Source organism: Frigoribacterium faeni, assembly GCF_007988805.1.
Classification (GTDB): Bacteria; Actinomycetota; Actinomycetes; order Actinomycetales; family Microbacteriaceae; genus Frigoribacterium; species Frigoribacterium faeni.
The window spans coordinates 64,180-86,205 of sequence record NZ_BJUV01000014.1 but is presented as its reverse complement, the minus strand read 5'-3'; the positions used below and the strand labels follow the sequence as shown (position 1 = coordinate 86,205).

At 73.0% G+C, this 22,026-nt stretch carries 15 protein-coding genes; 13 read left to right on the top strand and 2 right to left on the bottom strand.

Annotated features, from left to right (window positions below; genetic code table 11):
* The first annotated feature begins 24 nt into the window (after window positions 1–24).
* The 8 genes from rhaS to FFA01_RS08490 all read left to right on the top strand — a co-directional run bounded on the left by rhaS (window position 25) and on the right by FFA01_RS08490 (window position 12,300).
* Window positions 25–1,092, top strand: coding sequence for a rhamnose ABC transporter substrate-binding protein (gene rhaS, locus FFA01_RS08525; RefSeq protein WP_307725045.1), 1,068 nt, complete (start codon window positions 25–27; stop codon window positions 1,090–1,092).
* A gap of 123 nt (window positions 1,093–1,215) precedes the next feature.
* Window positions 1,216–2,715: an L-fucose/L-arabinose isomerase family protein gene (locus FFA01_RS08520; RefSeq protein WP_146854977.1), complete on the top strand. Its 1,500-nt coding sequence runs from the start codon at window positions 1,216–1,218 to the stop codon at window positions 2,713–2,715.
* A 77-nt stretch (window positions 2,716–2,792) separates the two neighbouring features.
* Window positions 2,793–3,275 carry an L-rhamnose mutarotase gene (locus FFA01_RS08515; RefSeq protein WP_146854975.1) on the top strand — a complete coding sequence of 161 codons (483 nt, stop codon included), beginning with the start codon at window positions 2,793–2,795 and terminating at the stop codon, window positions 3,273–3,275.
* The gene (gene rhaI, locus FFA01_RS08510) at window positions 3,272–4,435 is read left to right on the top strand and encodes an L-rhamnose isomerase (protein ID WP_146854973.1); all 1,164 of its coding nucleotides are present in this window, start codon (window positions 3,272–3,274) and stop codon (window positions 4,433–4,435) included. Before FFA01_RS08515 ends, rhaI begins: the two co-directional genes overlap by 4 nt.
* A gap of 85 nt (window positions 4,436–4,520) precedes the next feature.
* Complete coding sequence (locus tag FFA01_RS08505; RefSeq protein WP_146854971.1) at window positions 4,521–6,566, top strand: bifunctional aldolase/short-chain dehydrogenase; 2,046 nt, start codon at window positions 4,521–4,523, stop codon at window positions 6,564–6,566.
* Entirely contained in the window at window positions 6,563–8,062 is a 1,500-nt protein-coding gene (locus FFA01_RS08500; RefSeq protein WP_146854969.1) for a rhamnulokinase, read from the top strand. The genes FFA01_RS08505 and FFA01_RS08500 overlap by 4 nt, the downstream gene beginning before the upstream one ends.
* A 31-nt stretch (window positions 8,063–8,093) precedes the next feature.
* A complete protein-coding gene (locus tag FFA01_RS08495; protein ID WP_146854967.1) occupies window positions 8,094–9,332 on the top strand; it encodes an alpha-hydroxy acid oxidase in 1,239 nt (412 codons plus the stop codon).
* 307 nt (window positions 9,333–9,639) lie between these two features.
* Window positions 9,640–12,300 (top strand): phosphoenolpyruvate carboxylase, encoded by a 2,661-nt coding sequence (locus FFA01_RS08490; protein WP_146854965.1) that lies wholly within the window; start codon window positions 9,640–9,642, stop codon window positions 12,298–12,300.
* 666 nt (window positions 12,301–12,966) lie between these two features.
* Here FFA01_RS08490 and FFA01_RS08485 read toward each other — a convergent pair.
* Both FFA01_RS08485 and FFA01_RS08480 read right to left on the bottom strand, forming a co-directional pair.
* Window positions 12,967–13,395: a DUF6314 family protein gene (locus tag FFA01_RS08485; RefSeq protein WP_146854963.1), complete on the bottom strand. Its 429-nt coding sequence runs from the start codon at window positions 13,393–13,395 to the stop codon at window positions 12,967–12,969.
* Window positions 13,396–13,524: 129 nt separating this feature from the next.
* Window positions 13,525–14,958: a helix-turn-helix domain-containing protein gene (locus tag FFA01_RS08480; protein WP_146854961.1), complete on the bottom strand. Its 1,434-nt coding sequence runs from the start codon at window positions 14,956–14,958 to the stop codon at window positions 13,525–13,527.
* Between the two features lie 146 nt (window positions 14,959–15,104).
* On the opposite strand from FFA01_RS08480, the gene FFA01_RS08475 reads away from it, so the two are divergent.
* From FFA01_RS08475 to FFA01_RS08455, 5 genes are all read left to right on the top strand, one after another.
* On the top strand, window positions 15,105–16,679 hold the full coding sequence (locus tag FFA01_RS08475) for a glyceraldehyde-3-phosphate dehydrogenase (RefSeq protein WP_146854959.1): 1,575 nt from the start codon (window positions 15,105–15,107) through the stop codon (window positions 16,677–16,679).
* Window positions 16,676–18,535: a phosphoenolpyruvate carboxykinase (GTP) gene (locus FFA01_RS08470; RefSeq protein WP_146854957.1), complete on the top strand. Its 1,860-nt coding sequence runs from the start codon at window positions 16,676–16,678 to the stop codon at window positions 18,533–18,535. The genes FFA01_RS08475 and FFA01_RS08470 overlap by 4 nt, the downstream gene beginning before the upstream one ends.
* 151 nt (window positions 18,536–18,686) lie before the next feature.
* On the top strand, window positions 18,687–19,985 hold the full coding sequence (locus tag FFA01_RS08465; protein ID WP_146854955.1) for a sensor histidine kinase: 1,299 nt from the start codon (window positions 18,687–18,689) through the stop codon (window positions 19,983–19,985).
* Window positions 19,973–20,686 carry a response regulator transcription factor gene (locus FFA01_RS08460; protein ID WP_244289767.1) on the top strand — a complete coding sequence of 238 codons (714 nt, stop codon included), beginning with the start codon at window positions 19,973–19,975 and terminating at the stop codon, window positions 20,684–20,686. The genes FFA01_RS08465 and FFA01_RS08460 overlap by 13 nt, the downstream gene beginning before the upstream one ends.
* Window positions 20,687–20,806: 120 nt before the next feature.
* Window positions 20,807–21,901, top strand: a complete 1,095-nt coding sequence (locus tag FFA01_RS08455; RefSeq protein WP_307725044.1) for a BMP family lipoprotein — start codon at window positions 20,807–20,809, stop codon at window positions 21,899–21,901.
* Window positions 21,902–22,026 lie beyond the last annotated feature (125 nt).

Sequence of the window (22,026 nt, the reverse complement as noted above, 5' to 3'; positions counted from 1 at the left end):
CCCCACACAGCAAAGGACGGAACGATGATGTTCACCACCTCCACGAGGCGCACCGTGCGCCGCGCCGTGGCCGCCGCGGCCGCGCTCGCCGGCGTCGCGCTGGTCACCTCGGGCTGCGCCCTCACCGCCGGCTCCGGCGGCGACGACGCCTCGTCGGGCTCCGGCTCCGGCGGCGCCGAGTCGATCGCCTTCGTGCCCAAGCAGCTCAACAACCCGTACACCGACGTCGTGCTCGGCGGCGGCGAGGAGGCCTCGAAGGCCATCGGCTACGACTACAGCGTCGTCGGCCCGCTCGAGGCCAGCGCCTCGTCGCAGGTCACCTTCATCAACACGCTCACGCAGCAGGGCACCAAGGTCATCGTGATCGCGGCCAACGACCCCGACGCGGTCGGCCCGGCCCTGCAGGAGGCGCGGGACGGCGGAGCGAAGATCGTCGCGTTCGACTCCGACACGAACCCCGACTACCGCGACGTGTTCATCAGCCAGGTGGAGGCGAAGGACGTCGCCCTGATCCAGATCCGTCAGATGAGCGAGCAGATCGGCGGCGAGGGCGACATCGCGATCCTCTCGGCCACGGCGAACGCCACGAACCAGAACGAGTGGATCAAGTACATCGAGGAGGAGGTCGACACGAACCCCGACTACGCGGGCATCACCATCGTCTCCAAGGTCTACGGCGACGACGACGACGCGAAGTCGTTCCAGGAGGCGCAGGGTCTGCTGCAGGCCAACCCCGACCTCAAGGGCATCATCTCGCCCACCACGGTCGGCATCGCCGCGACCGCCCGCTACCTCTCGACCTCGGAGTACAAGGGCAAGGTCGCGCTGACCGGCCTCGGCCTGCCGAACGAGATGCGCGAGTTCGTGAAGGACGGCACCGTCACGGCGTTCGCCCTCTGGGACCCGGCGCAGCTCGGCTACGTCGCCGCCTACGCGGGCCAGGCGCTCGTCGACGGCACCATCACCGGCGCCGAGGGCGACACCTTCACGGCCGGCGACCTCGGTGAGCGCACCGTGGGCGCCGACGGCATCGTCATCGTCGGCCCGCCGACCGAGTTCGACGCCGACAACATCGACGACTACGACTTCTAGTCGTCGTCACGGGACCGCCGGGGCGACCACCCCGGCGGTCCCGCCCTCCCTCGGAGAGCGCACCGCGCCTCCTCGGCCCGTCCGGCGCGCGAGCGCCCCCGTCGACACCGGAGTCGTCACGCCATGAGCACCAGCACCGCCGCCGTCCACGACCTGCTGCCCCCGATCCGTCGCCGCCGCACCCGCGTCGGCCTGGTCGCCGGCGGTCTCGGCACGTACTGGCCGCAGTTCCCCGGGCTGCTGCCGCAGCTGCAGGAGTCCACCCGCTACGTCGTCGACCGCTTCGGCGGGCTCGACGCCGAGGTGATCGACACCGGCTTCATCTCGGACGCCCAGGAGGCGCGGGTCGCCGCCGACACGCTGCGCACCGCCGACTGCGACCTCATCGTCGTCTTCCTGACCACGTACCTCACCTCGTCGATGGTGCTCCCGATCGCGCAGCGGGCCGGGGTGCCGGTGCTCGTGATCGACCTGCAGCCGAGCGAGAGGATGGACCACGACCGGTTCGACACCGGACTGTGGCTGGCGTACTGCGGCCAGTGCCCGGTGCCCGAGGTCGCCAACGTGTTCCGTCGGGCCGGCATCGAGTTCCGCTCGGTGACCGGGCACCTGCGCAGCGAGCGCGCCTGGCGGCGCATCGAGCGCTGGGTGCACGCGGCGGGGGTCAGGGCGAGACTCCGGGAGGCGCGTCACGGCCTCATGGGGCACCTCTATCCGGGCATGCTCGACGTCTCGACCGACCTCACCCTGCTCTCGACGCACTTCGGGTCGCACGTCGAGGTGCTCGAGTTCGACGACCTCCGCGTGCGCGTCGACGCCGTCACCGACGCCGAGGTGCGCGAACGCGTGGCCCTCGCCCGCGAGGTGTTCGAGGTCGACGCGTCGGTCGACCAGGAGGACTTCGACTGGGGCGCCCGCGTCTCGGTCGGGCTCGACCGGCTGGTCGCCGACTTCGACCTCGACTCGCTCGCCTACTACCACCGCGGTCTCGAGGGCGAGCAGCACGAGCGGCTCGGGGCCGGGATGATCCTCGGTGCGTCCCTGCTCAACGCCCGCGGGCTGCCGGCGGTGGGGGAGTACGAGCTCCGCACGTCGGTCGCGATGCTCGCCGCGCAGGCGCTCGGGGTCGGCGGCTCGTTCACCGAGATCCAGGCGATCAACTTCGACGACGACGTGGTCGAGATGGGCCACGACGGGCCGGCGCACCTGGCGATCTCGTCGTCGCGCCCGATCCTCCGCGGGCTCGGGGTCTTCCACGGCAAGCGCGGCTACGGGGTCAGCGTCGAGTTCGACGTGCAGCCCGGTCCGGTCACGACGTTCGGTCTCGGGCAGGACCGCGACGGCGCGCTGTCGTTCGTCACGAGCGAGGGCGAGGTCGTTCCCGGCCCGCTGCTCGCCATCGGCAACACGACCTCGCGCGTCGACTTCGGCGGCGACCCCGGCGAGTGGGTCGACGAGTGGTCGCGCACCGGCATCGGGCACCACTGGGGCCTCTGCGTCGGACACGTGGCCCGCGACGTCGCCGCCGCGGCCTCCCTGCTCGGCATCGACCACCGGCACGTGTCGGCGCCGTTCGACGACGCCGACGGGTTCGAGCGCAGCCTCGGGTCGACGCGCCGCTGAGACCACTTGTCGGGCGCGGCGGCAGTTGCTACGCTCGGCGTATTGAAACGATTCAACGACGAACCGGAGAACACCCCATGACCGCAGACGAGCACGAGCGCTACGCGTTCCGCCTCCAGGTCGCTCCCGACCGGCTGACCGAGTACACGCGTCGCCACGCCGAGGTCTGGCCCGAGATGCTCCAGGCGCTGCACGACAGCGGCTGGCACTCGTACTCGCTCTTCGCGGCGCCCGACGGGCTGCTCGTCGGCACCGTGGAGGCCGCCTCGCTCGAAGAGGCGCAGGCCGCCATGGCCCGCACCGAGGTGAACACCCGCTGGCAGGCGTCGATGGCCGAGTTCTTCACCTCCCTCGACGGCACCCCGCCCGACGAGGGCTTCGAGCTGCTGACGCAGGTCTTCAACCTCGAGGCCCAGCTCGGCCTGCCGGGCGGAGGCCGCTACTCCACCGACCCGGCCGCATCCCCGACCACGGCATCCCCGACCACGGCATCACCGACCCCGGCGTCATCGACGACGTCCGACGACCGCACGACCACGACCACGGAAGAGACCTCATGACCACCTTCGAGTCCATCGCCCCGACGCTCGAGCGCCAGGCCATCGAGCTGCCCAGCTGGGCGTTCGGCAACTCCGGCACCCGCTTCAAGGTCTTCGGCACGCCCGGCACGCCGCGCACGGCGGAGGAGAAGATCGCCGACGCCGCGCGGGTGCACGAATACACCGGCCTCGCGCCGAGCGTGGCCCTGCACATCCCGTGGGACGAGGTCGACGACTTCGGCGCCCTCCGGTCGTACGCCGAGGGCCTCGGCGTCGCGCTCGGCACGGTCAACTCGAACACCTTCCAGGACGACGCCTACAAGTTCGGCAGCCTCGCGCACAGCGACGCGGCGGTCCGGCGCAAGGCGATCGACCACCACCTCCGCTGCCTCGACATCATGCGCGAGACCGGATCGCGCGACCTCAAGATCTGGCTCGCCGACGGCACGAACTACCCGGGCCAGGACTCCCTGCGTCAGCGCCAGGACCACCTCGCCGAGTCGCTCGCCGAGATCTACGCCGGGCTCGACCCCGAACAGCGCCTCGTGCTCGAGTACAAGTTCTTCGAGCCGGCGTTCTATCACACCGACGTCCCCGACTGGGGCACGAGCTACGCGCAGGTGTCGGCCCTCGGCGACCAGGCGCTGACCTGCCTCGACACCGGGCACCACGCGCCCGGCACCAACATCGAGTTCATCGTGATGCAGCTGCTCCGCCTCGGCAAGCTCGGCTCGTTCGACTTCAACTCGCGGTTCTACGCCGACGACGACCTCATCGTCGGCGCGGCCGACCCGTTCCAGCTGTTCCGCATCCTGTTCGAGGTCGTCGACGGCGGCGGCCTCGACGTCGGATCGCCCGTCCAGTTCATGCTCGACCAGTGCCACAACGTCGAGGACAAGATCCCCGGTCAGATCCGCAGCGTGCTGAACGTGCAGGAGATGACCGCGCGCGCCCTGCTCGTCGACCGCCCCGCGCTCGACGCGGCCCGCGCCTCCCACGACGTCCTCGGCGCGAACGCCGTGCTGATGGACGCCTTCTACACCGACGTGCGCCCGGCCCTGGCCGACTGGCGCGAGTCGCGCGGTCTGCCCCGCGACCCGATGGCGGCCTACCTCGCGAGCGGCACCCCCGAGCGCCTCGCCGCGGAGCGCGTCGGCGGCAAGCAGCTCAGCTGGACCTGAGCAGCAGACCCGCCCGCAGCGACCCGCAGCCGACCTGCCCGACACGACCCGCGCCTCCTCGGGGGCCCAGACAGAAGACGGATCCATGACCACGACCACCTCCACCGCCGCGGCCGACCTGATCGCCCGCAGCAACCGACTCGGGGCCGACCCCCGGGTGACGAACTACGCGGGCGGCAACACGTCGGCCAAGGGCACGGCCCTCGACCCGGCGACGGGCGAGCCGGTCGAGCTGCTCTGGGTGAAGGGGTCGGGCGGCGACCTCGGCACGCTGACCGAGTCGGGCCTGGCGGTGCTGCGGCTCGATCGGCTGCGGGGGCTGGCGAACGTCTACCGCGGCCCCGAGCACGAGGACGAGATGGTGGCCGCGTTCGACTACGCGCTGCACGGCAAGGGCGGCGCGGCCCCGTCGATCGACACGGCGATGCACGGGCTCGTCGACGCGGCGCACGTCGACCACCTGCACCCCGACGCCGGCATCGCGATCGCGACGGCCGCCGACGGCGAGCGGCTGACCGCCGAGATCTTCGGCGGCCGCGTCGTCTGGGTGCCGTGGCGCCGCCCCGGCTGGCAGCTCGGGCTCGACATCGCCGCCATCAAGGCGGAGAACCCCGAGGCGATCGGCACCATCCTCGGCGGGCACGGCATCACGGCCTGGGGAGACACGAGCGACGAGGCCGAGGCGAACTCGCGGTGGATCATCGAGACAGCCGAGGCCCACATCGCCGAGCACGCCCGCCCCGAGCCCTTCGGCCCCGTGCTCGAGGGATACGCCGCGCTGCCCGAGACCGAGCGGCACGCCAAGGCGGCGGCCCTGGCCCCGACCATCCGCGGCCTCGCCTCGCAGGACGCCCCTCAGGTGGGTCACTTCAGCGACGACGAGGTCGTGCTCGACTTCCTCGCCGCCGCCGAGCACCCGCGGCTGACCGCGCTCGGCACGAGCTGCCCCGACCACTTCCTCCGCACCAAGGTGACGCCGCTGGTGCTCGACCTGCCGGCCGACGCCGACGTCGACGCGTCGATCGCACGTCTCCGCGAGCTGCACGAGCAGTACCGCGTCGACTACCAGGCGTACTACGACCGCCACGCCACGCCCGGCAGCCCGGCCATCCGCGGCGCCGACCCGCTGATCGTGCTCGTGCCCGGCGTGGGGATGTTCTCCTTCGGCAAGGACGCTCAGACCGCCCGGGTCGCGGGCGAGTTCTACGTCAATGCGATCAACGTGATGCGCGGCGCCGAGGGCCTCTCCACCTACGCGCCGATCGACGAGGTCGAGAAGTTCCGCATCGAGTACTGGGCCCTCGAGGAGGCCAAGCTGCAGCGCCTGCCGAAGCCCAAGCCGCTGGCCGGCCGCATCGCGCTCGTCACCGGCGCCGCGTCGGGCATCGGCAAGGCCATCGCCACCCGCCTCGCCGCCGAGGGCGCGTGCGTCGTCATCGCCGACCTCGACCTCGGCAGGGCGCAGGCCGCGGCGGCCGAGATCGGCGGGCCCGACGTGGCCCGCGGGGTCGCGGCGAACGTGAGCGACGAGACGGCCGTGCAGGATTCGATAGCCGAGGTGCTGCTCGCCTTCGGCGGTCTCGACCTGGTCGTGAACAACGCCGGACTGAGCCTCTCGAAGTCTCTTTTCGACACCACCGAGGCCGACTGGGACCTCCAGCACGACGTCATGGCCAAGGGCTCGTTCCTCGTCGCGAAGAACGCGGCGCGGGTGCTCGTCGACCAGGGGCTCGGCGGCGACATCGTCTACATCTCGTCGAAGAACTCGGTGTTCGCCGGTCCGAACAACATCGCCTACTCGGCGACCAAGGCCGACCAGGCCCACCAGGTGCGACTGCTCGCGGCCGAGCTCGGCGAGCACGGCATCCGCGTCAACGGCATCAACCCCGACGGCGTCGTGCGCGGCTCGGGCATCTTCGCCAGCGGCTGGGGCGCCAACCGCGCCAAGACCTACGGCATCGACGAACAGGACCTGGGCGCCTTCTACGCGCAGCGCACCATCCTCAAGCGCGAGGTCGTGCCCGAGAACGTCGCCGCGGCCGTCTACGCCATCTGCACCAGCGACTTCTCGCACACGACCGGGCTGCACATCCCCGTCGACGCGGGCGTCGCCGCGGCCTTCCTCCGATGAGCGGGGCGGTCGCGGCCGTCGACCTCGGCGCGACGAGCGGCCGGGTCATGCTCGGCTGGGCCGACCGCGACGGCGTCCGGCTGCGGCACGTCGCCCGGTTCGCGAACGACCCGGTCACCGTGCCCGAGGGCGGGAGCCGAGGAGGCGCGGGTCGGGTCGGCCTGCACTGGGACGTCCTCGGCCTCTGGCGGTCGGTCACCGCGGGGCTCGCCGCCGCCGTGCGCGACGAGCCCGACCTGGTCTCGATCGGCGTCGACTCGTGGGCCGTCGACTACGCGCTGCTCCGCGACGGGCGGCTGCTCGGCACGCCCTACCACTACCGCGACGAGCGCACGGCCGAGGGGGTGGCGGCGGTGCACGCGGCCGTCTCGCCCCAGGAGCTGTTCACGCGCGCCGGGCTGCAGCATCTGCCGTTCAACACGGTGTTCCAGCTGGCGGCGGACCGCGCCTCCGGAGTCCTCGACCTGGCCGACCGCGCTCTGCTCGTGCCCGACCTGTTCTCGTGGTGGCTGACCGGGGTCGCGGCCACCGAGTCGACCAACGCGTCGACGACGGGGCTGCTCTCGCCGGTGGACCGCGCCTGGGACGTCGACCTCCTCGACCGGGTCGGCCTGCCCGGCGGGCTCTTCGCCTCGCTGGTCGAGCCCGGCACCCGTCTCGGTCCGCTGCTCCCGTCGGTCGCGTCGATCATCGGCGCCGGGCCCGCGCTCGGGGTCACCGCCGTCGGCTCGCACGACACGGCTTCCGCCGTCGTCGCCGTGCCGCTGGCCGGCGACGACGCCGCCTACGTCTCGAGCGGCACCTGGTCGCTCGTCGGCCTCGAGCTCCCCTCGCCCCTGCTCACGGAGGAGGCGCGCGCGGCGGGCTTCACCAACGAGGGCGGGGTCGACGGCCGGACGAGGTTCCTCAAGAACGTCTCGGGCCTGTGGCTGCTCAGCGAGTCGATGCGCAGCTGGGACGGCTCGGGGGCGTCCGCCGCCGAGCGCAGCAGCGACCTCGCCGCCCTGCTCGCCGAGGCGGCCGAGGTGACGCGGCCCGTGTCGGTGTTCGACGCCACCGACGAGCGGTTCTCGCCGCCCGGCGACATGCCCGCCCGCATCGAGGCCTGGTGCGTCGAGCACGACGTCGAACCGCCGCGGGGCCGCGCCGAGGTGGTGCGGAGCATCCTCGAATCGCTGGCCGCCGCCTACGCCACGACGCTGCGCGACGCCGAGCGGCTCTCGGGCCGCACGATCCGCACCGTGCACGTCGTCGGCGGCGGGTCGCAGAACGCCCTGCTCTGCCAGCTGACGGCCGATCGCACCGGCTGCACGGTGCTTGCCGGCCCCGTCGAGGCGACGGCGATCGGCAACGTGCTGGTGCAGGCGAGAGCCGCCGGCCTCGTCGACCCGTCGTCGTCGCTCGAGGCCCTGCGGGCGCTGGTCTCGGCCTCGTCCGCCCCCGTGACGTACCGACCGCGGTCGGTGGCGTCCCGGGCCGCCGCGCGCGCCTCCTGAACTCCCTCCTCTCCACCCGAAAGGACCCACCATGGTCGACCGTCGCATCCCGAAGTTCCACGATCTCGCGCCGCTGATGCAGTTCAAGAAGCCCACGTTCGACCTCAAGGCCAAACGGCTGCGCGAGGCTCTGACCATCGAGGATCTCCGTCGGATCGCCAAGCGGCGGACGCCCACGGCGGCGTTCGACTACACCGACGGCTCCGCGGAGGCCGAGATCTCGCTGCGGCGGGCGCGGCAGGCGTTCCGCGACGTGCAGTTCAACCCGGCGATCCTGCACGACGTCGCGACGGTCGACACCGGCTGGGACGTCCTGGGGAAGCGGGTCGAGCAGCCCTTCGGGATCGCGCCGACCGGCTTCACCCGGATGATGCAGACCGAGGGCGAGAAGGCCGGCGCCGCGGCGGCGGCCGCGGCGGGGATCCCGTTCAGCCTGTCGACGATGGGCACGGCGAGCGTGGAGGACGTCGCGGCGGCCGCGCCCGACGGACGCAACTGGTTCCAGCTCTACATGTGGAAGGACCGCGACCGCTCGATGGCGCTGGTCGACCGGGCGGCGAAGGCCGGGTTCGACACGCTGCTCGTGACCGTCGACGTGCCGGTCGCGGGGGCGCGACTGCGCGACTCGCGGAACGGCATGACCATCCCGCCGTCGCTGACCCCGAAGACGATCATCGACGCGCTGCCGCGGCCGTGGTGGTGGGTGGACTTCCTGACCACCGAGCCGCTCGCGTTCGCGTCGCTCGACCGCTGGTCGGGCACCGTCGCCGAGCTGCTGAACACCATGTTCGACCCGACGGTGACGTACGACGATCTGGCCTGGATCAAGTCGCAGTGGCCGGGCAAGCTCGTGGTCAAGGGCATCCAGACCGTGGACGACGCCCGCCGCGTGACCGACCTCGGCGTCGACGGGCTGATCCTGTCGAACCACGGCGGGCGGCAGCTCGACCGGGCCCCGATCCCGTTCCACCTGCTGCCCGACGTCGTGCGCGAGGTCGGCGGCGACACCGAGGTGCACCTCGACACGGGCATCATGTCGGGTGCCGACATCGTGGCCGCGGTCGCCCTCGGGGCGCGCTTCACGCTGATCGGACGGGCGTACCTGTACGGGCTCATGGCGGGCGGCCGCGAGGGTGTGGACCGGGCCATCGAGATCCTGTCGGTCGAGGTGGCGCGCACCATGCGCCTCCTCGGCGTGAACTCCCTCGAGGAGCTCGAGCCGAAGCACGTCACCCAGCTCGAGCGGCTCGTGCCGCGCGCCCGCTCCTGAGCCGCGGCGCGCCGGTCCCGCTGCACGGCACCGCGTCCCGGGCACCGCACCGCGTTCCGCGCACCGCACCGGGTTCCGCGCACCGCATCCCGTACGCCGCACCGCGTTCCGTGCATCGCACCGCGCCCCGTTCTCCGCACCGGGTTCCGCGCACTGCACCACGTTCCGTGCACCGCATCCCGTCTAGACAGGGTGCGGTGCACGATACGCGGTGCGGCGACTCGCGCCGCGGCCGCTGCGACCCCCGACGCGAACCGAGGAGGCGCGATGTGCGTCACAGAGCCGCCGCGTCGTCCAGAATGGGGCGGTGACCGACATCGAGACATCGAGACGTGCCGACGGCAGCAGCCGTGACGACATCCGCGGGGCCGTCGACGGCGACCTGCGCGCCGACGTGAGCTTCCTCGGCAGCCTGCTCGGCAGGGTGCTGCGCGAATCCGGCTCCGACGACCTCTACCGCGACGTCGAGGCCGTGCGCGCCGCCGTCATCGCCGCCTACGAAGGCGCGGGCGGGTCCTCGCTCGACGACGCCCAGCGCATCGTCGACGGCCTCGATCAGGACCGCGCCGAGCAGGTCGCGCGGGCGTTCACCTGCTACTTCCACCTCAGCAACCTCGCCGAGGAGCACCACCGCGTGCGCGTGCTCCGCCGTCGCGGCTCGGCGCAGCGCACGGCGTCCGACTCGGTGTCGGACACCCTCCGTCAGCTGGTCGACGAGGTCGGCGCCGACGAGGCCTCGAAGCGACTGAGCGACCTCCGGTTCCATCCCGTCCTCACGGCGCACCCGACGGAGGCGCGTCGCCGGGCCGTCGCGTCGACCATCCGCCGCATCAGCGACCTGATGGACGAGCGCGACCGCCTGCAGAACGACATCGCCGCCGCCGAGGCCGAGCGTCGGCTGCTCGAGGAGGTCGACACGCTCTGGCGCACCTCCCCGCTGCGCACCACCCGCCCGACGCCCCTCGACGAGGTGCGCACCGCGATGAGCGTCTTCGACCAGACCCTCTTCGAGATCGTGCCGCAGGTGTACCGCCTGCTCGACGACCGCCTCCTCGGCGACCGGGCCGGCCGCGAGCCCGCCGTGGCGCCCGCGTTCCTCCGACTCGGCAGCTGGATCGGCGGCGACCGAGACGGCAACCCGCACGTGACCGCCGACGTCACCCGCCAGGCGGCCGACATCGCCGCCGAGCACATCCTGCTCGGTCTGCACCGCGCTGCCTCCCGCGTCGGCGCCACCCTCACCCTCGACGAGGCCGACACGCCCGCCGACGCGGCGCTGGTCGCCCTCGCCGAGGCGCAGCGGACCCTCGACCCCGCGCTCGCGTCCAGCATCGGCGTCCGCTCGCCGCACGAGACGCACCGCCGGGTGCTGCTCTTCGTCGCCGCCCGCATCGAGGCCACGCGCCGTGACGGCGACCCGCTCCGCTACGACGCTCCGGAGCAGCTGCTCGCCGACCTCCGCACCGTCCAGCAGTCGCTCCGTGCGGCCGGGGCGCACCGCGCCGCGAACGGCGAGCTGCAGGGTCTGGTCTGGCAGGTCGAGACGTTCGGCTTCCACCTCGCCGAGCTGGAGGTGCGCCAGCACTCGCAGGTGCACCGCACGGCGCTCGCCGAGCTGCGCGCCGGAGGCGAGACGAGCGAGATGACCGAGGAGGTCCTCGCCGTCTTCCGCACCATCAAGGATCTGCAGGTGCGGTACGGAGTCCGGGCCGCCTCCCGGTACATCGTGTCGTTCACCCAGTCGTCCGCCGACCTCGCGAACGTGCACGAGCTCGCCGCCTTCGCTCTCGGCTCCGCCGAGGACGCGCCGGTGCTCGACGTGATCCCCCTGTTCGAGACGTTCGCCGACCTCGAGGCGAGCACCCGCATCCTCGAGGAGGCGCTGGCCACCGAGGTCGTGCAGCGTCGCCTCGCCGAGACCGGTCGCCGCCTCGAGGTCATGCTCGGCTACTCGGACTCGTCGAAGGACGTCGGGCCGGTGTCGGCGACCTTCGCGCTCTACGACGCCCAGGCCCGGATCGCCGACTGGGCGGCGGCGAACGACATCACGCTGACCCTCTTCCACGGTCGCGGCGGAGCCCTGGGCCGCGGCGGCGGACCGGCGAACGAGGCCGTGCTGGCGCAGCCGCCGCACTCGGTCGACGGCCGCTTCAAGATCACCGAGCAGGGCGAGGTCATCATCGCCCAGTACGGCAACCAGGCCATCGGCGCCCGGCACCTCGAGCAGATGGCCGCGGCGACGCTGCTCGCCTCCAGCCCGTCGAACGAAGCCGAGAACGCCCAGGCCGCCGCGCGCTTCGCCGAGGTCGTCCGCACGATGGACGCCGCGTCGCGCGCCGCGTTCTTCGGGCTCGTCAAGGCCGACGGCTTCGCGTCGTGGTTCGCCGCCGTCACCCCGATGGAGGAGGTCGGCCTGCTCGCGCTCGGCTCGCGCCCGGCCCGTCGCGGCCTCTCGGTCGAGTCCCTGGAGGACCTCCGGGCGATCCCGTGGGTGTTCGCCTGGACCCAGGCGCGCATCAACCTCGCCGGCTGGTACGGCCTGGGCTCGGCGCTCGCCGCCGTCGGCGACGTCGAGCTGCTGCGTGACGCCTACGCCTCGTGGCCGCTGTTCCGCACGATGATCAAGAACGTCGAGCTCTCGCTGGCGAAGACCGACGGGCACATCGCCCGCGAGTACCTCGGGCTCGCTGAGCGCGATGACCTCGCCGGGGCGGTGCTCGACGAGATGGCGCTCACCCGCGAGTGGGTGCTCAAGGTCAGCGAGCACTCCGAGGTCCTCGACGGGCGCCCGGTGCTCAGCCGCTCGGTGCGTCTGCGCAGCCCCTACGTCGACGCGCTCTCGCTGCTGCAGCTCCGGTCGCTCCGCTCGATCCGTCAGGCGGGCGGGGGAGACCCGGCCGACGCCGACCACCGCCTCCTGCTGCTCACCGTCAACGGGATCGCCGCCGGCCTGCAGAACACCGGCTGATCCGACGAGCGGGCGCGGGCCCGTGCGAGCGCGAGCGCCCGGGCGCAAGCGCGTGCCCTCGTGCTCGCGCTCGACCCCGTGGGTCCGCGCTCGATCCCGTGCGCCCGCGCTCGATCCCGCGCGCCGATCGAGTGGTCCGAAGATGCTCTTGGTTGTGGCGGGAAGAGCATCTTCTGACCACTCGAGTCTTCGAGGCGGAGCGGGAGCTCGAGCTCGCGCCCGGCCTCGCTCGCGCGAGAGCGCGTCGACCACGTTCGCGTGCGCTCGCGCTTGCTCTCGCGTCGGCCTCGAGTGGTCAGAAGATGCTCTTCGTGGTGGCGGGAAGAGCATCTTCTGACCACTCGAGTCTTTGAGGCGGAGCGGGAGCTCGAGCTCGCGCCCGGCCTCGCTCGCGCGAGAGCGTCGACCACGCTCGCTCGCGCTCGCGTCCGGCCCTCGCTCGCGCGCTCGCCTCGAGTGGTCAAGAGATGCTCTTCGTCGTCGCGGTAAGAGCGTCTTCTGACCACTCGGGTCTTTCGAGGCGGGGTGGGTCGCGTGGGCCAGACCCGCGCTCGCGCTCGCTCTCGCTCTCGCGTCGGCGTCGAGTGGTCGGAAGATGCTCCTCGTCGTGGCGGGAAGAGCATCTTCTGACCACTCGAGGCCCGGGGGCCGCGACGCGCGCGCTCGTCAGGGCGTGCGCGTGTAGGTCGTCGTGGCGTCGTACGACTTGGCGGGGCCGCGCACCGTCCAGCGCTCGACGAACGACGTGGGCGAGACGACCTCCGTCTCGACGAGGTAGCTGTCGGGCGCGCACGGGTGATGCGCCTCCCACGCTCCTGACCGCAGGTCGAGGTCGACGAAGCGCCGTCCGTCGGCGAAGCGCACGTCGAGCGCCCCGTCGGGTCGCGGGTGGTAGGTGAGACGCCGGCCGGCGGGGGAGCGGTGCTCGCCGCGGCTCAGCTCGCCGTCCTCGACGTAGGTGGCCCCGGGGGCGGAGCCCGAGCGCGCCTCCTCGACGACCGCCGTGCCCGCGAACACCGTCTCGTCGCCGGTGCGGTGGTCGAGCACCCGCCGCTCGACGCGCCACCGGCCGAGCAGCAGCGCGAGCGTGTCCATCGCACCAGTCTCGCGCAGCCGCCCCGGACGAGGTGACTCGACGGGGGGTCCTCGCCCGACACGGACGCCGCGTCGGGTCGCATCGACGAGGCGAGACGAGCCGCCGCAAGACGAGCCGCCGCGCGACCCCTACCCGGCGTGCCGGTCCAGGAACTCGTACACCTCGGTGTCCTCCACCCCGGGGAACGTCCCCGACGGCAGGGGCGCGAGGATGTGCGCGTGCAGGCGCGCGCTCGGCCAGGCGTTGTCGCGCCAGCGGGCCGAGAGCGCGGTCGGCGGGCGCCGGCAGCACGACTCGTCCGGGCAGGTCGACGTCTCGCGGCGGTCGGTGTCGCGCCCCCGGAACCACTTCGCGTCGGCGAACGGGACGCCGATGGTGATCGAGAACTCGTCGCGGTCGGTCGTCCCGGTCTGCGACGCCGACCAGAAGGTGCCGGCCGGGGTGTCGTCGTACTGGTGGTTCTCGGTGGTGCGGTTCGTGCGGGCGAACGCGGTGCGGGCCGCCCAGTGCCGGCAGACGATCTGACCCTCGACCGCTCCCGTCACGTCGGTCGGCAGCGGCAGCCCGTCGTTCTCGGCCGCTTTCGCGATGGCGCCGTCGCCGGTCAGGCGCAGGAAGTGCATGCGGATGCCGAGGTGCGACGTCATCAGGTTGGTCAGCCGCATGGCGGCGGCCTCGTGCGTCACGCCGAAGCCGTCGCGGAAGTCCTCGACCGAGAGATCGTGCCGGGCCTTCGCGCGCTGCAGCGAGTCGACGGCGGCGTCGAGCGGCATGAGGCAGGCCGACGAGAAGTAGTTGATCTCGAGGCGCTGCCGCAGGAACTCCGCGTAGGTCGACGGACGTTCGTGACCGAGGAGGCGGTGCGCCATCGCCTGCAGCGCCAGAGCCCGGAGACCGTGGCCTCCGGGGATCGACGCCGGCGGCAGGTAGATCCGCCCGTTGGCGAGGTCCATCACCGAGCGGGCGGAATGCGGCAGGTCGGCGACGTGGATGATCTCGAGGCCGAGCCCGCGCGCCATCCTGCCGACCTCGCTGTGGGTCAGCGCACCGGTCGTGTGCCTGACGCTGCGGAGGAGGTCGCCGGCCGCCTCCTCGATGTGCGGCAGGTGCGAGTCGCGCTCACGCATCCAGTGACGCAGCTCGGTGTTCGCGCGCCGCGCCTCCTCGGGGGTGGCGCTCGCCTCGCTCCGCGTGCGGGCGAGCTCGCGGTGCAGCCCGACGATCGTCTCGAGCACCGGCGTCGAGATTCCCTTGTTGACCTTGAGGTCGGGCAGCCCGAGCGACCGGTGCAGCGACCCGCGCTGCGCCCGGGCGAGCTCGATCTCGAGGGCGGCCCGCTCGCTGGGCGGCTCGCTGTCGAGCAGCGATGCCAGCGGCACGTCGAGGGCGTCGGCGATCGACCGCACCAGGCTCAGCTTCGGCTCGCGGCGGCCGGTCTCGATCAGGGAGAGGCGGCTGGCGCTGACCCCGACGAGCGCGGCGACCTGATCGAGGGTGAGGCCGCGGGCGGTGCGCGCGTGGCGCACGGCCCTGCCCAGCAGCAGGGGATCGGCGTCGATCATGGGGCCCTCCGGGTCCGCGCGAGCACGGCAGCCTTTGACGTTCGCGCAAGAACAACCGATCTTTACGCACTCGACCCTCGAAGATCAACCGAGGAGGCGCGCACAGTGGATAAACACCCCTTTCGACGACGAGAGAAGAGACATCCATGGCCACGAGCCCGACCGCCGAGGTCTACGAGCACCGCCAGCGCGACTGGAGCGACCGGGTCGCCCTCGCCGAGTCGATGATCCCGCTGATCGGCCGCCTCCACCGCCGCGACGCCGTGGTCGTCTCGATCCACGGCCGCAGCCTGCTCGACCGGTCGCCGGTGGCGATCCTCAAGGCGCACCGCTTCGCCCGGCAGCTCGACGACCTCGTGCTCGATCCCGAGCAGACCCTCGAGGTGCTGCGGCTGCTCGACGGCCTCGCGCTCGGGCCCGCCTCGATCGACCTCGCCCGCCTCAGCGCCCGGCACCGCGACGACCCGGCCGGCCGCGATCTCGCCGACGTCGTCCGGGCCGAGCTCGCCGAGATCGTCGGGCGGCACGAGAGCGCGCCCCGACCAGGGCGCGACGTCGTGCTCTACGGGTTCGGGCGGATCGGTCGACTGGTGGCGCGCCTCCTGATCGAGCACGCCGGAGGCGACGGGGGCCTTCGGCTGCGGGCCGTCGTCGTGCGGCGCGGGTCGTCGACCGACCTGGCCAAGCGGGCGAGCCTGCTGCGCCGCGACTCGATCCACGGGCCGTTCGCCGGCACCATCACGGTCGACGAGGCCACCGACACCATCGTCGCCAACGGCACGACGATCCAGGTGATCTACTCGGACGACCCGGCGACCGTCGACTACGGGTCGTTCGGCATCCACGACGCGATCGTCGTCGACAACACCGGCCGCTGGCGCGACGAGCCGTCCCTCCGCCGCCATCTGGAGGCGCGGGGAGCGTCCCGCGTCCTGCTCACCGCCCCGGGGAAGGGCTCCCTGCCGAACGTGGTCTTCGGGGTCAACCACGAGGCGGCCGGCGACCACGAGGTGGTGGCGGCGGCGTCGTGCACGACCAACGCGATCACGCCCGTGCTGGCGGTGGTCGACGAGCGCTGGGGCATCGAGTCCGGCCACATCGAGACGGTGCACGCCGTGACGAACGACCAGAACCTCACCGACAACTTCCACCCCGGCGACCGTCGCGGGCGCTCGGCGGCGCTCAACATGGTGCTGACCGAGACGGGTGCGGCGACCGCCGTCGCCAAGGCCCTGCCCGGGCTGGCCGGGCGACTGACCGGCAGCGCGATCCGGGTGCCGACGGCCGACGTGTCGGTGGCCGTGCTCAACCTGCGACTGCGCCGGCCGGCCGACCGCGCCGAGCTGAACGCGCACCTGCGCCGGGCCTCGCTCGACTCGCCGCTGCGCCGGCAGATCGACTACATCGAGTCGCCCGAGGTCGCCTCGACCGACTTCGTGGGCTCCCGGCACGCCGGCGTCGTCGACGGCCTCGCGACCGTCGTCGCCGGCGACTCCGCCGTCCTCTACGTCTGGTACGACAACGAGTTCGGCTACAGCTGCCAGGTGGTCCGGCTGCTGGAGCACCTCGCAGGAGGCACGCCGCCGTCGTTCCCGCGGGTCGCGTCGGCGGAGTCCCCGGCACCCGGGCGCGAGGGCGCCCCTCGTCCCTCCCTCCCGGACGCGTCCGATCCGTCCCCGTCCCCGTCCCCGTCCGAGCCGATCCTGGAGGCCGTCCGATGATCACCACCCGACCGCTCGACACCGAGCCGAGCACCGCGCCCGCGCCGTCGTGGGCGCCCCGCGCGCTCGTGGCCTGGGTCGCCGAGCAGGTCGAGCTGCTGGAGCCCGACGCGGTGCACTGGATCGACGGCTCCGACGCCGAGGCCGCCCGGCTGACCGACGAGCTCGTGGAGGCGGGGTCGCTGATCGCGCTGAACCCCGAGCTCCGCCCGGGCAGCCACCTCGCCCGCACCGACCCCGGCGACGTCGCCCGCGTCGAGGACCGCACCTTCATCTGCACGACCGATCCCGCGGGCGCCGGCCCGACCAACAACTGGCGCGAGGCCGGGGCGATGACGCGCGAGCTCCGCCCGTGGTTCGCCGGGTCGATGCGCGGTCGCACCCTGTTCGTGGTGCCGTTCAGCATGGGCCCGGTCGGCGGACCGCTGTCGCAGCTCGGCGTGCAGCTGACCGACTCGGCCTACGCCGTGCTGAACCTGCGCATCATGGCGCGCGTCGGGTCCGAGCCGCTGGCCGCGTTCGGCGGGGCCGACGGCGAGGTGCCGTTCGTCCGCGGCGTGCACAGCGTGGGCTTCCCGCTCCGCGACGAGCGAGGGGAGACCCGCGACGACGTCGCCTGGCCCTGCAACGAGACGAAGTACATCACGCAGTTCCCCGAGACGCGCGAGATCTGGTCGTTCGGCTCGGGCTACGGCGGCAACGCCCTGCTCGCGAAGAAGTGCTTCGCGCTGCGCATCGCGTCGACGATGGGCCGCGACGAGGGCTGGCTCGCCGAGCACATGCTGCTGATCCGGGTGACCGACCCGGCGGGGCGGGCGTTCCACATCGCCGCGGCGTTCCCGTCGGCCTGCGGCAAGACCAACCTCGCGATGATGCAGCCCACCCTCCCGGGCTGGCGGGTCGAGACCCTCGGCGACGACATCACCTGGATGAGGCCCGGCGCCGACGGCCGCCTCTGGGCGATGAACCCCGAGACCGGCTTCTTCGGCGTCGCGCCCGGCACCGGCGAGACCTCGAACCCGACGGCGGTGCGGACCCTGCACGCGAACACGATCTTCACCAACGTCGCGCTGACCGACGACGGCGACGTCTGGTGGGAGGGGCTGACCGACGAGGCGCCCGACCATCTGATCGACTGGCGCGGAGACGACTGGACCCGCGCCTCCTCGACCCCCGCGGCGCACCCGAACTCGCGCTTCACGGCGCCGATCGAGCAGTGCCCGTCGCTCAGCCCCGACTGGGACGCCCACGCCGGGGTGCCGCTCGACGCGATCGTGTTCGGCGGTCGACGGGCGACGAACGTGCCGCTGGTGACCCAGGCGCGGTCCTGGCGGCACGGGGTCTTCGTGGGAGCCACGGTCGCGTCCGAGCAGACCGCGGCGGCCGAGGGGGTCGTCGGCGAGCTGCGCCGCGACCCGTTCGCGATGCTGCCGTTCTGCGGCTACGACATGGGCGACTACTTCGCGCACTGGCTGCGGGTCGGCGCCGGGCTCGGCGACGCGGCGCCGGAGGTGTTCCAGGTGAACTGGTTCCGCAAGGGCGCCGACGGGTCGTTCCTCTGGCCGGGGTTCGGCGAGAACTCGCGGGTGATCGCCTGGATCGCCGGTCGCCTGGCCGGCACCGCCGAGGCGGTCGAGACGCCGCTCGGCTCCGCCCCGGCGCCGGGCGCGCTCGACCTGACCGGTCTGGAGATCACCGAGGAGGCGCTGGCCGAGTCGTTCGCGGTCCCCACCCAGGCCTGGCTCGCCGAGTGCACCCTCACCGACGCGTTCTTCGCCCGGTTCGGCGGCACGCTCCCGCCCGAGCTGCACGCCGAGCTGGCCGACCTCCGCGCCCGCCTCGCCTCGGCCCCCTGACCCGGGCCCTCTCGGCTCCCGTCGCGGGCGATCAGCGCGCGGCGGGCCTCCCGGGGCTCCGCGTCGTGGGGACGCGGAGCCCCTTCCCCTCCGTCGAACTCCGACCTTCGGCCGATCCGGCGCGGACCGGCCTCTCCCTAGGCTCGTGGTCATGACGGCACCCGCAGCGACCTCTCCGAGCTCCCCGCCCTTCCCGGGGACGGCGTCGGCACCCGCCGCGCCCCCTCTGCGCACGAGGCCCCGCGCGACTCCCGTGCCCCGCGCCTCCCGGGGTCGTCGGGTCTGGGCCCAGTCCTGGCGCGTCGCCCTGGCGGCCCTGATCGGCATCCTCTCCTTCGCCGTCGTCTGGCCCGAGATCGACACGACCGGCTGGAGCGACGCCCGGCTCGGCATCGGAATGATGGGCGACCTGGCGGGCGGGCTGGCCGCCCTGGTGCTCGTCGTGTTCCGCCGCCGGGCGCCCCTCGTCGTCGCGCTCGTCCTGGCGGCGCTCGCGGGCGTGTCGACCGTCGCCACCGGTGCCGCCGTCCTGGCGCTGGTCTCGCTCGCGACGCGACGACGCCCCCGCGAGATCGCGGCGGTCGGCGTGGTCTTCCTCGCCGCGGCCTGGTTCTCGGAGGCCGCGGTGTTCCCGGCGTCGGCGGGCTCGCTGCCCGCCTGGCAGCTGATCATCGTCGTCGTCCTCGTCTACGCGCTGCTCATCGCCGTGGGGGTCGCGATCGGCAGCCGCCGCGATCTCATCGCCGCCCTGCTCGAGCGGGCCCGCCTCGCCGAAGGCGAGCAGGCGCTGCGCGAGGAGCGGGTCCGCGACCACGAGCGCTCCCGGATCGCCCGCGAGATGCACGACGTGCTGGGGCACCGCCTGTCGCTCGTCGCCCTGCACGCCGGGGCGCTCGAGTACCGAGGGCGCGAGCTCAGCGTCGACGAGGTCGTCTCCACGGCGGGCGTCGTGCGCGACAACGCGCAGTCGGCCCTCAGCGAGCTGCGCGACGTGCTCGGGGTGCTGCGCGACCCGTCGGCCACCGGAGCCTCCGAGGTGACGGAGATCGCGCCTCCTCAGCCCACCCTCGCCGACCTGGAGGGCCTGCTCGTCGAGGCCCGAGCCGCCGGCACGGTCGTCACCTGCGGCGTCGACGACGCGACCCGAGCGCAGCTGTCCGATCTGCCCACCTCGCTCGGCCGGCACGCGTACCGCATCGTGCAGGAGTCGCTGACGAACGCGAGGAGGCACGCCCCCGGTCAGCCGGTCACGGTCGCCCTGGACGGCGCCGCGGGGGAGTCCCTCCGCATCGTCGTGCGGAACCCCTCCCTCGAGCGTCGCGGTTCCGCCCCCGGGCACGGACTCACCGGTCTCGCCGAGCGGGTGCGGCTCGTCGGCGGCACGTTCCGCGCCGGGCCCGACGGCCACGGCTCGCACGTCGTCGAGGCGGTGCTGCCGTGGACCCGCTGAACGGCGACCGGCCCGACGTGCCGGCCCCGATCCGCGTGGTGATCGTGGACGACGAGACCCTCGTCCGCACCGGCCTCGGCCTCCTGCTGGGCGGCGGCGCCGGGATCGAGGTGGTGGGCGAGGCCGGCGACGGGCTCGAGGCCGAGGAGGTCATCGCCCGCACCGAGCCCGACGTCGTGCTGATGGACATCCGCATGCCGCGCTGCGACGGGCTCGTCGCGACCGAGCGCGAGCTCGCCCGCCGACCCGACCTCGCCGTGCTCGTGCTGACCACCTTCGACGCCGACGACCTCGTGCTCTCCGCCCTGCGCCTGGGCGCGCGCGGGTTCCTGGTGAAGGACACCCCGCCGCACGAGCTCGTCGAGGCGGTGCGGACGGTGGCGTCGGGGCGGTCGATCCTCTCGCCGTCGGTGCTCGACCGGGTGATCGGGGTCGCCGCCGGACGCCCCGCCCCCGAGGACGCGGCCGTCGGCCGCGTCGAGCGCGAGCGCTTCGCGCGCCTGACCGAGCGCGAGACCGAGGTCGCGCTCGCCGTCGCGGAGGGGGCGTCGAACGCGCAGATCGCCGCCGCCCTCTACGTCAGCGTCGCCACCGTCAAGACCCACGTCGGTCACGTCTACGAGAAGCTCGAGGTCGACAACCGGGTGCAGGTCGCCCTGCTCGTGCACGCCGCCGGTCGGGGCTCGGCTTCGATCACGTAACGGGACCGGCGGCGGGCTCGCCACACCGGCGGGCTCCTGCCATGATCTCCGGAGGACCGCTCATCGACCGAGCGTCTCGCGTGCGAGAGCACCGCTTCGCCCGACCTGGAGGTCACCGCCGTGTCCACCCGCACGAACCGTCCGTCGTCCCGTCCGCGCCACCCGCGCCTCCTCGGCTCGGTCGCCCTGTCGGCTGCGACCCTCGTCGCGCTCGCGGCCTGCGCGTCCGCCCCGGCGGAGGATCCGGCGTCCACCGACTCGACGCACTGCGCTCGCATGGTGACGAACTCGGGCGGGCTCGACGACCGCTCGTTCAACCAGTCGAGCTGGGCGGGGCTGCAGAAGGCGCAGAAGGACGACGGCATCGGAGCCGAGGTGCTCGTCTCGACCAACGAGACCGACCTGGCCCCCAACGTCGCTCAGGCCGTGGCCTCGGGCTGCGGCTTCGTGCTGACCGTCGGCTACGAGCTCGCGCCGGCCACCGAGGAGCAGGCGGCGGCGAACCCCGACATCGACTTCGCGATCGTCGACGAGACCGTCGAGGGCGAGAACGTCAAGCCGATCGTGTTCGACACGGCGCAGGCCTCGTACCTCGCGGGCTACCTCGCGGCCGGGGTCTCGAAGACGGGTGCGGTGGCGACGTTCGGCGGGGGCAACCAGCCTCCGGTGACGCTGTTCATGGACGGCTTCTCGGACGGCGTCGACGCCTACAACGAGGCGCACGGCACCACGGTGAAGCTGCTCGGCTGGGACAAGGCGACGCAGGACGGCTCGTTCACCGGCGACTTCGAGGACGTCAACAAGGGCAAGCAGCTCGCGCAGGCGCTGATCGACCAGGGCGCCGACGTGATCATGCCGGTGGCGGGTCAGGTCGGCGAGGGCGCGGCGTCGGCGGCGCTCGACGCCGGAGACGTGTCGGTGGTCTGGGTCGACAACGACGGCTACGACACGCTGCCCGCCGAGTACCGCCCGATCCTGCTGACCTCGGTCATCAAGGACACCGAGCAGGCCGTGCAGGACATCGCGATCTCGTCGACCGACGGGTCGTTCACGAACGAGCCCTACGTCGGCACGCTCGAGAACGACGGCGTCGGGCTCGCGCCGTTCCACGACCTCGAGTCGTCGGTGCCGGCCGAGCTGAGCGGCGAGATCGACGCCCTGCGTGCCGACATCGTCAGCGGCTCCGTGACCGTGGAGTCGCCCAGCTCGCCGTAGCCCTGGGTCTTGGGGGCGCCAGCTGGCGCACGTCGATCGAGTGGTCGGAAGATGCTCTTCACCCGCTGGCGAAGAGCATCTTCGGACCACTCGATCATCAAGCGCGGGCGCACGAGCGGGCGCGG

Bases quoted from the DNA above. Each gene is read 5' to 3' on its own strand.
- rhaS (WP_307725045.1), top strand. From the start codon at position 25: ATGATGTTCACCACCTCCACGAGGCGCACCGTGCGCCGCGCCGTGGCC.
- FFA01_RS08520 (WP_146854977.1), top strand. From the start codon at position 1,216: ATGAGCACCAGCACCGCCGCCGTCCACGACCTGCTGCCCCCGATCCGT.
- FFA01_RS08515 (WP_146854975.1), top strand. From the start codon at position 2,793: ATGACCGCAGACGAGCACGAGCGCTACGCGTTCCGCCTCCAGGTCGCT.
- rhaI (WP_146854973.1), top strand. From the start codon at position 3,272: ATGACCACCTTCGAGTCCATCGCCCCGACGCTCGAGCGCCAGGCCATC.
- FFA01_RS08505 (WP_146854971.1), top strand. From the start codon at position 4,521: ATGACCACGACCACCTCCACCGCCGCGGCCGACCTGATCGCCCGCAGC.
- FFA01_RS08500 (WP_146854969.1), top strand. From the start codon at position 6,563: ATGAGCGGGGCGGTCGCGGCCGTCGACCTCGGCGCGACGAGCGGCCGG.
- FFA01_RS08495 (WP_146854967.1), top strand. From the start codon at position 8,094: ATGGTCGACCGTCGCATCCCGAAGTTCCACGATCTCGCGCCGCTGATG.
- FFA01_RS08485 (WP_146854963.1), bottom strand. From the start codon at position 13,395: ATGGACACGCTCGCGCTGCTGCTCGGCCGGTGGCGCGTCGAGCGGCGG.
- FFA01_RS08480 (WP_146854961.1), bottom strand. From the start codon at position 14,958: ATGATCGACGCCGATCCCCTGCTGCTGGGCAGGGCCGTGCGCCACGCG.
- FFA01_RS08475 (WP_146854959.1), top strand. From the start codon at position 15,105: ATGGCCACGAGCCCGACCGCCGAGGTCTACGAGCACCGCCAGCGCGAC.
- FFA01_RS08470 (WP_146854957.1), top strand. From the start codon at position 16,676: ATGATCACCACCCGACCGCTCGACACCGAGCCGAGCACCGCGCCCGCG.
- FFA01_RS08465 (WP_146854955.1), top strand. From the start codon at position 18,687: ATGACGGCACCCGCAGCGACCTCTCCGAGCTCCCCGCCCTTCCCGGGG.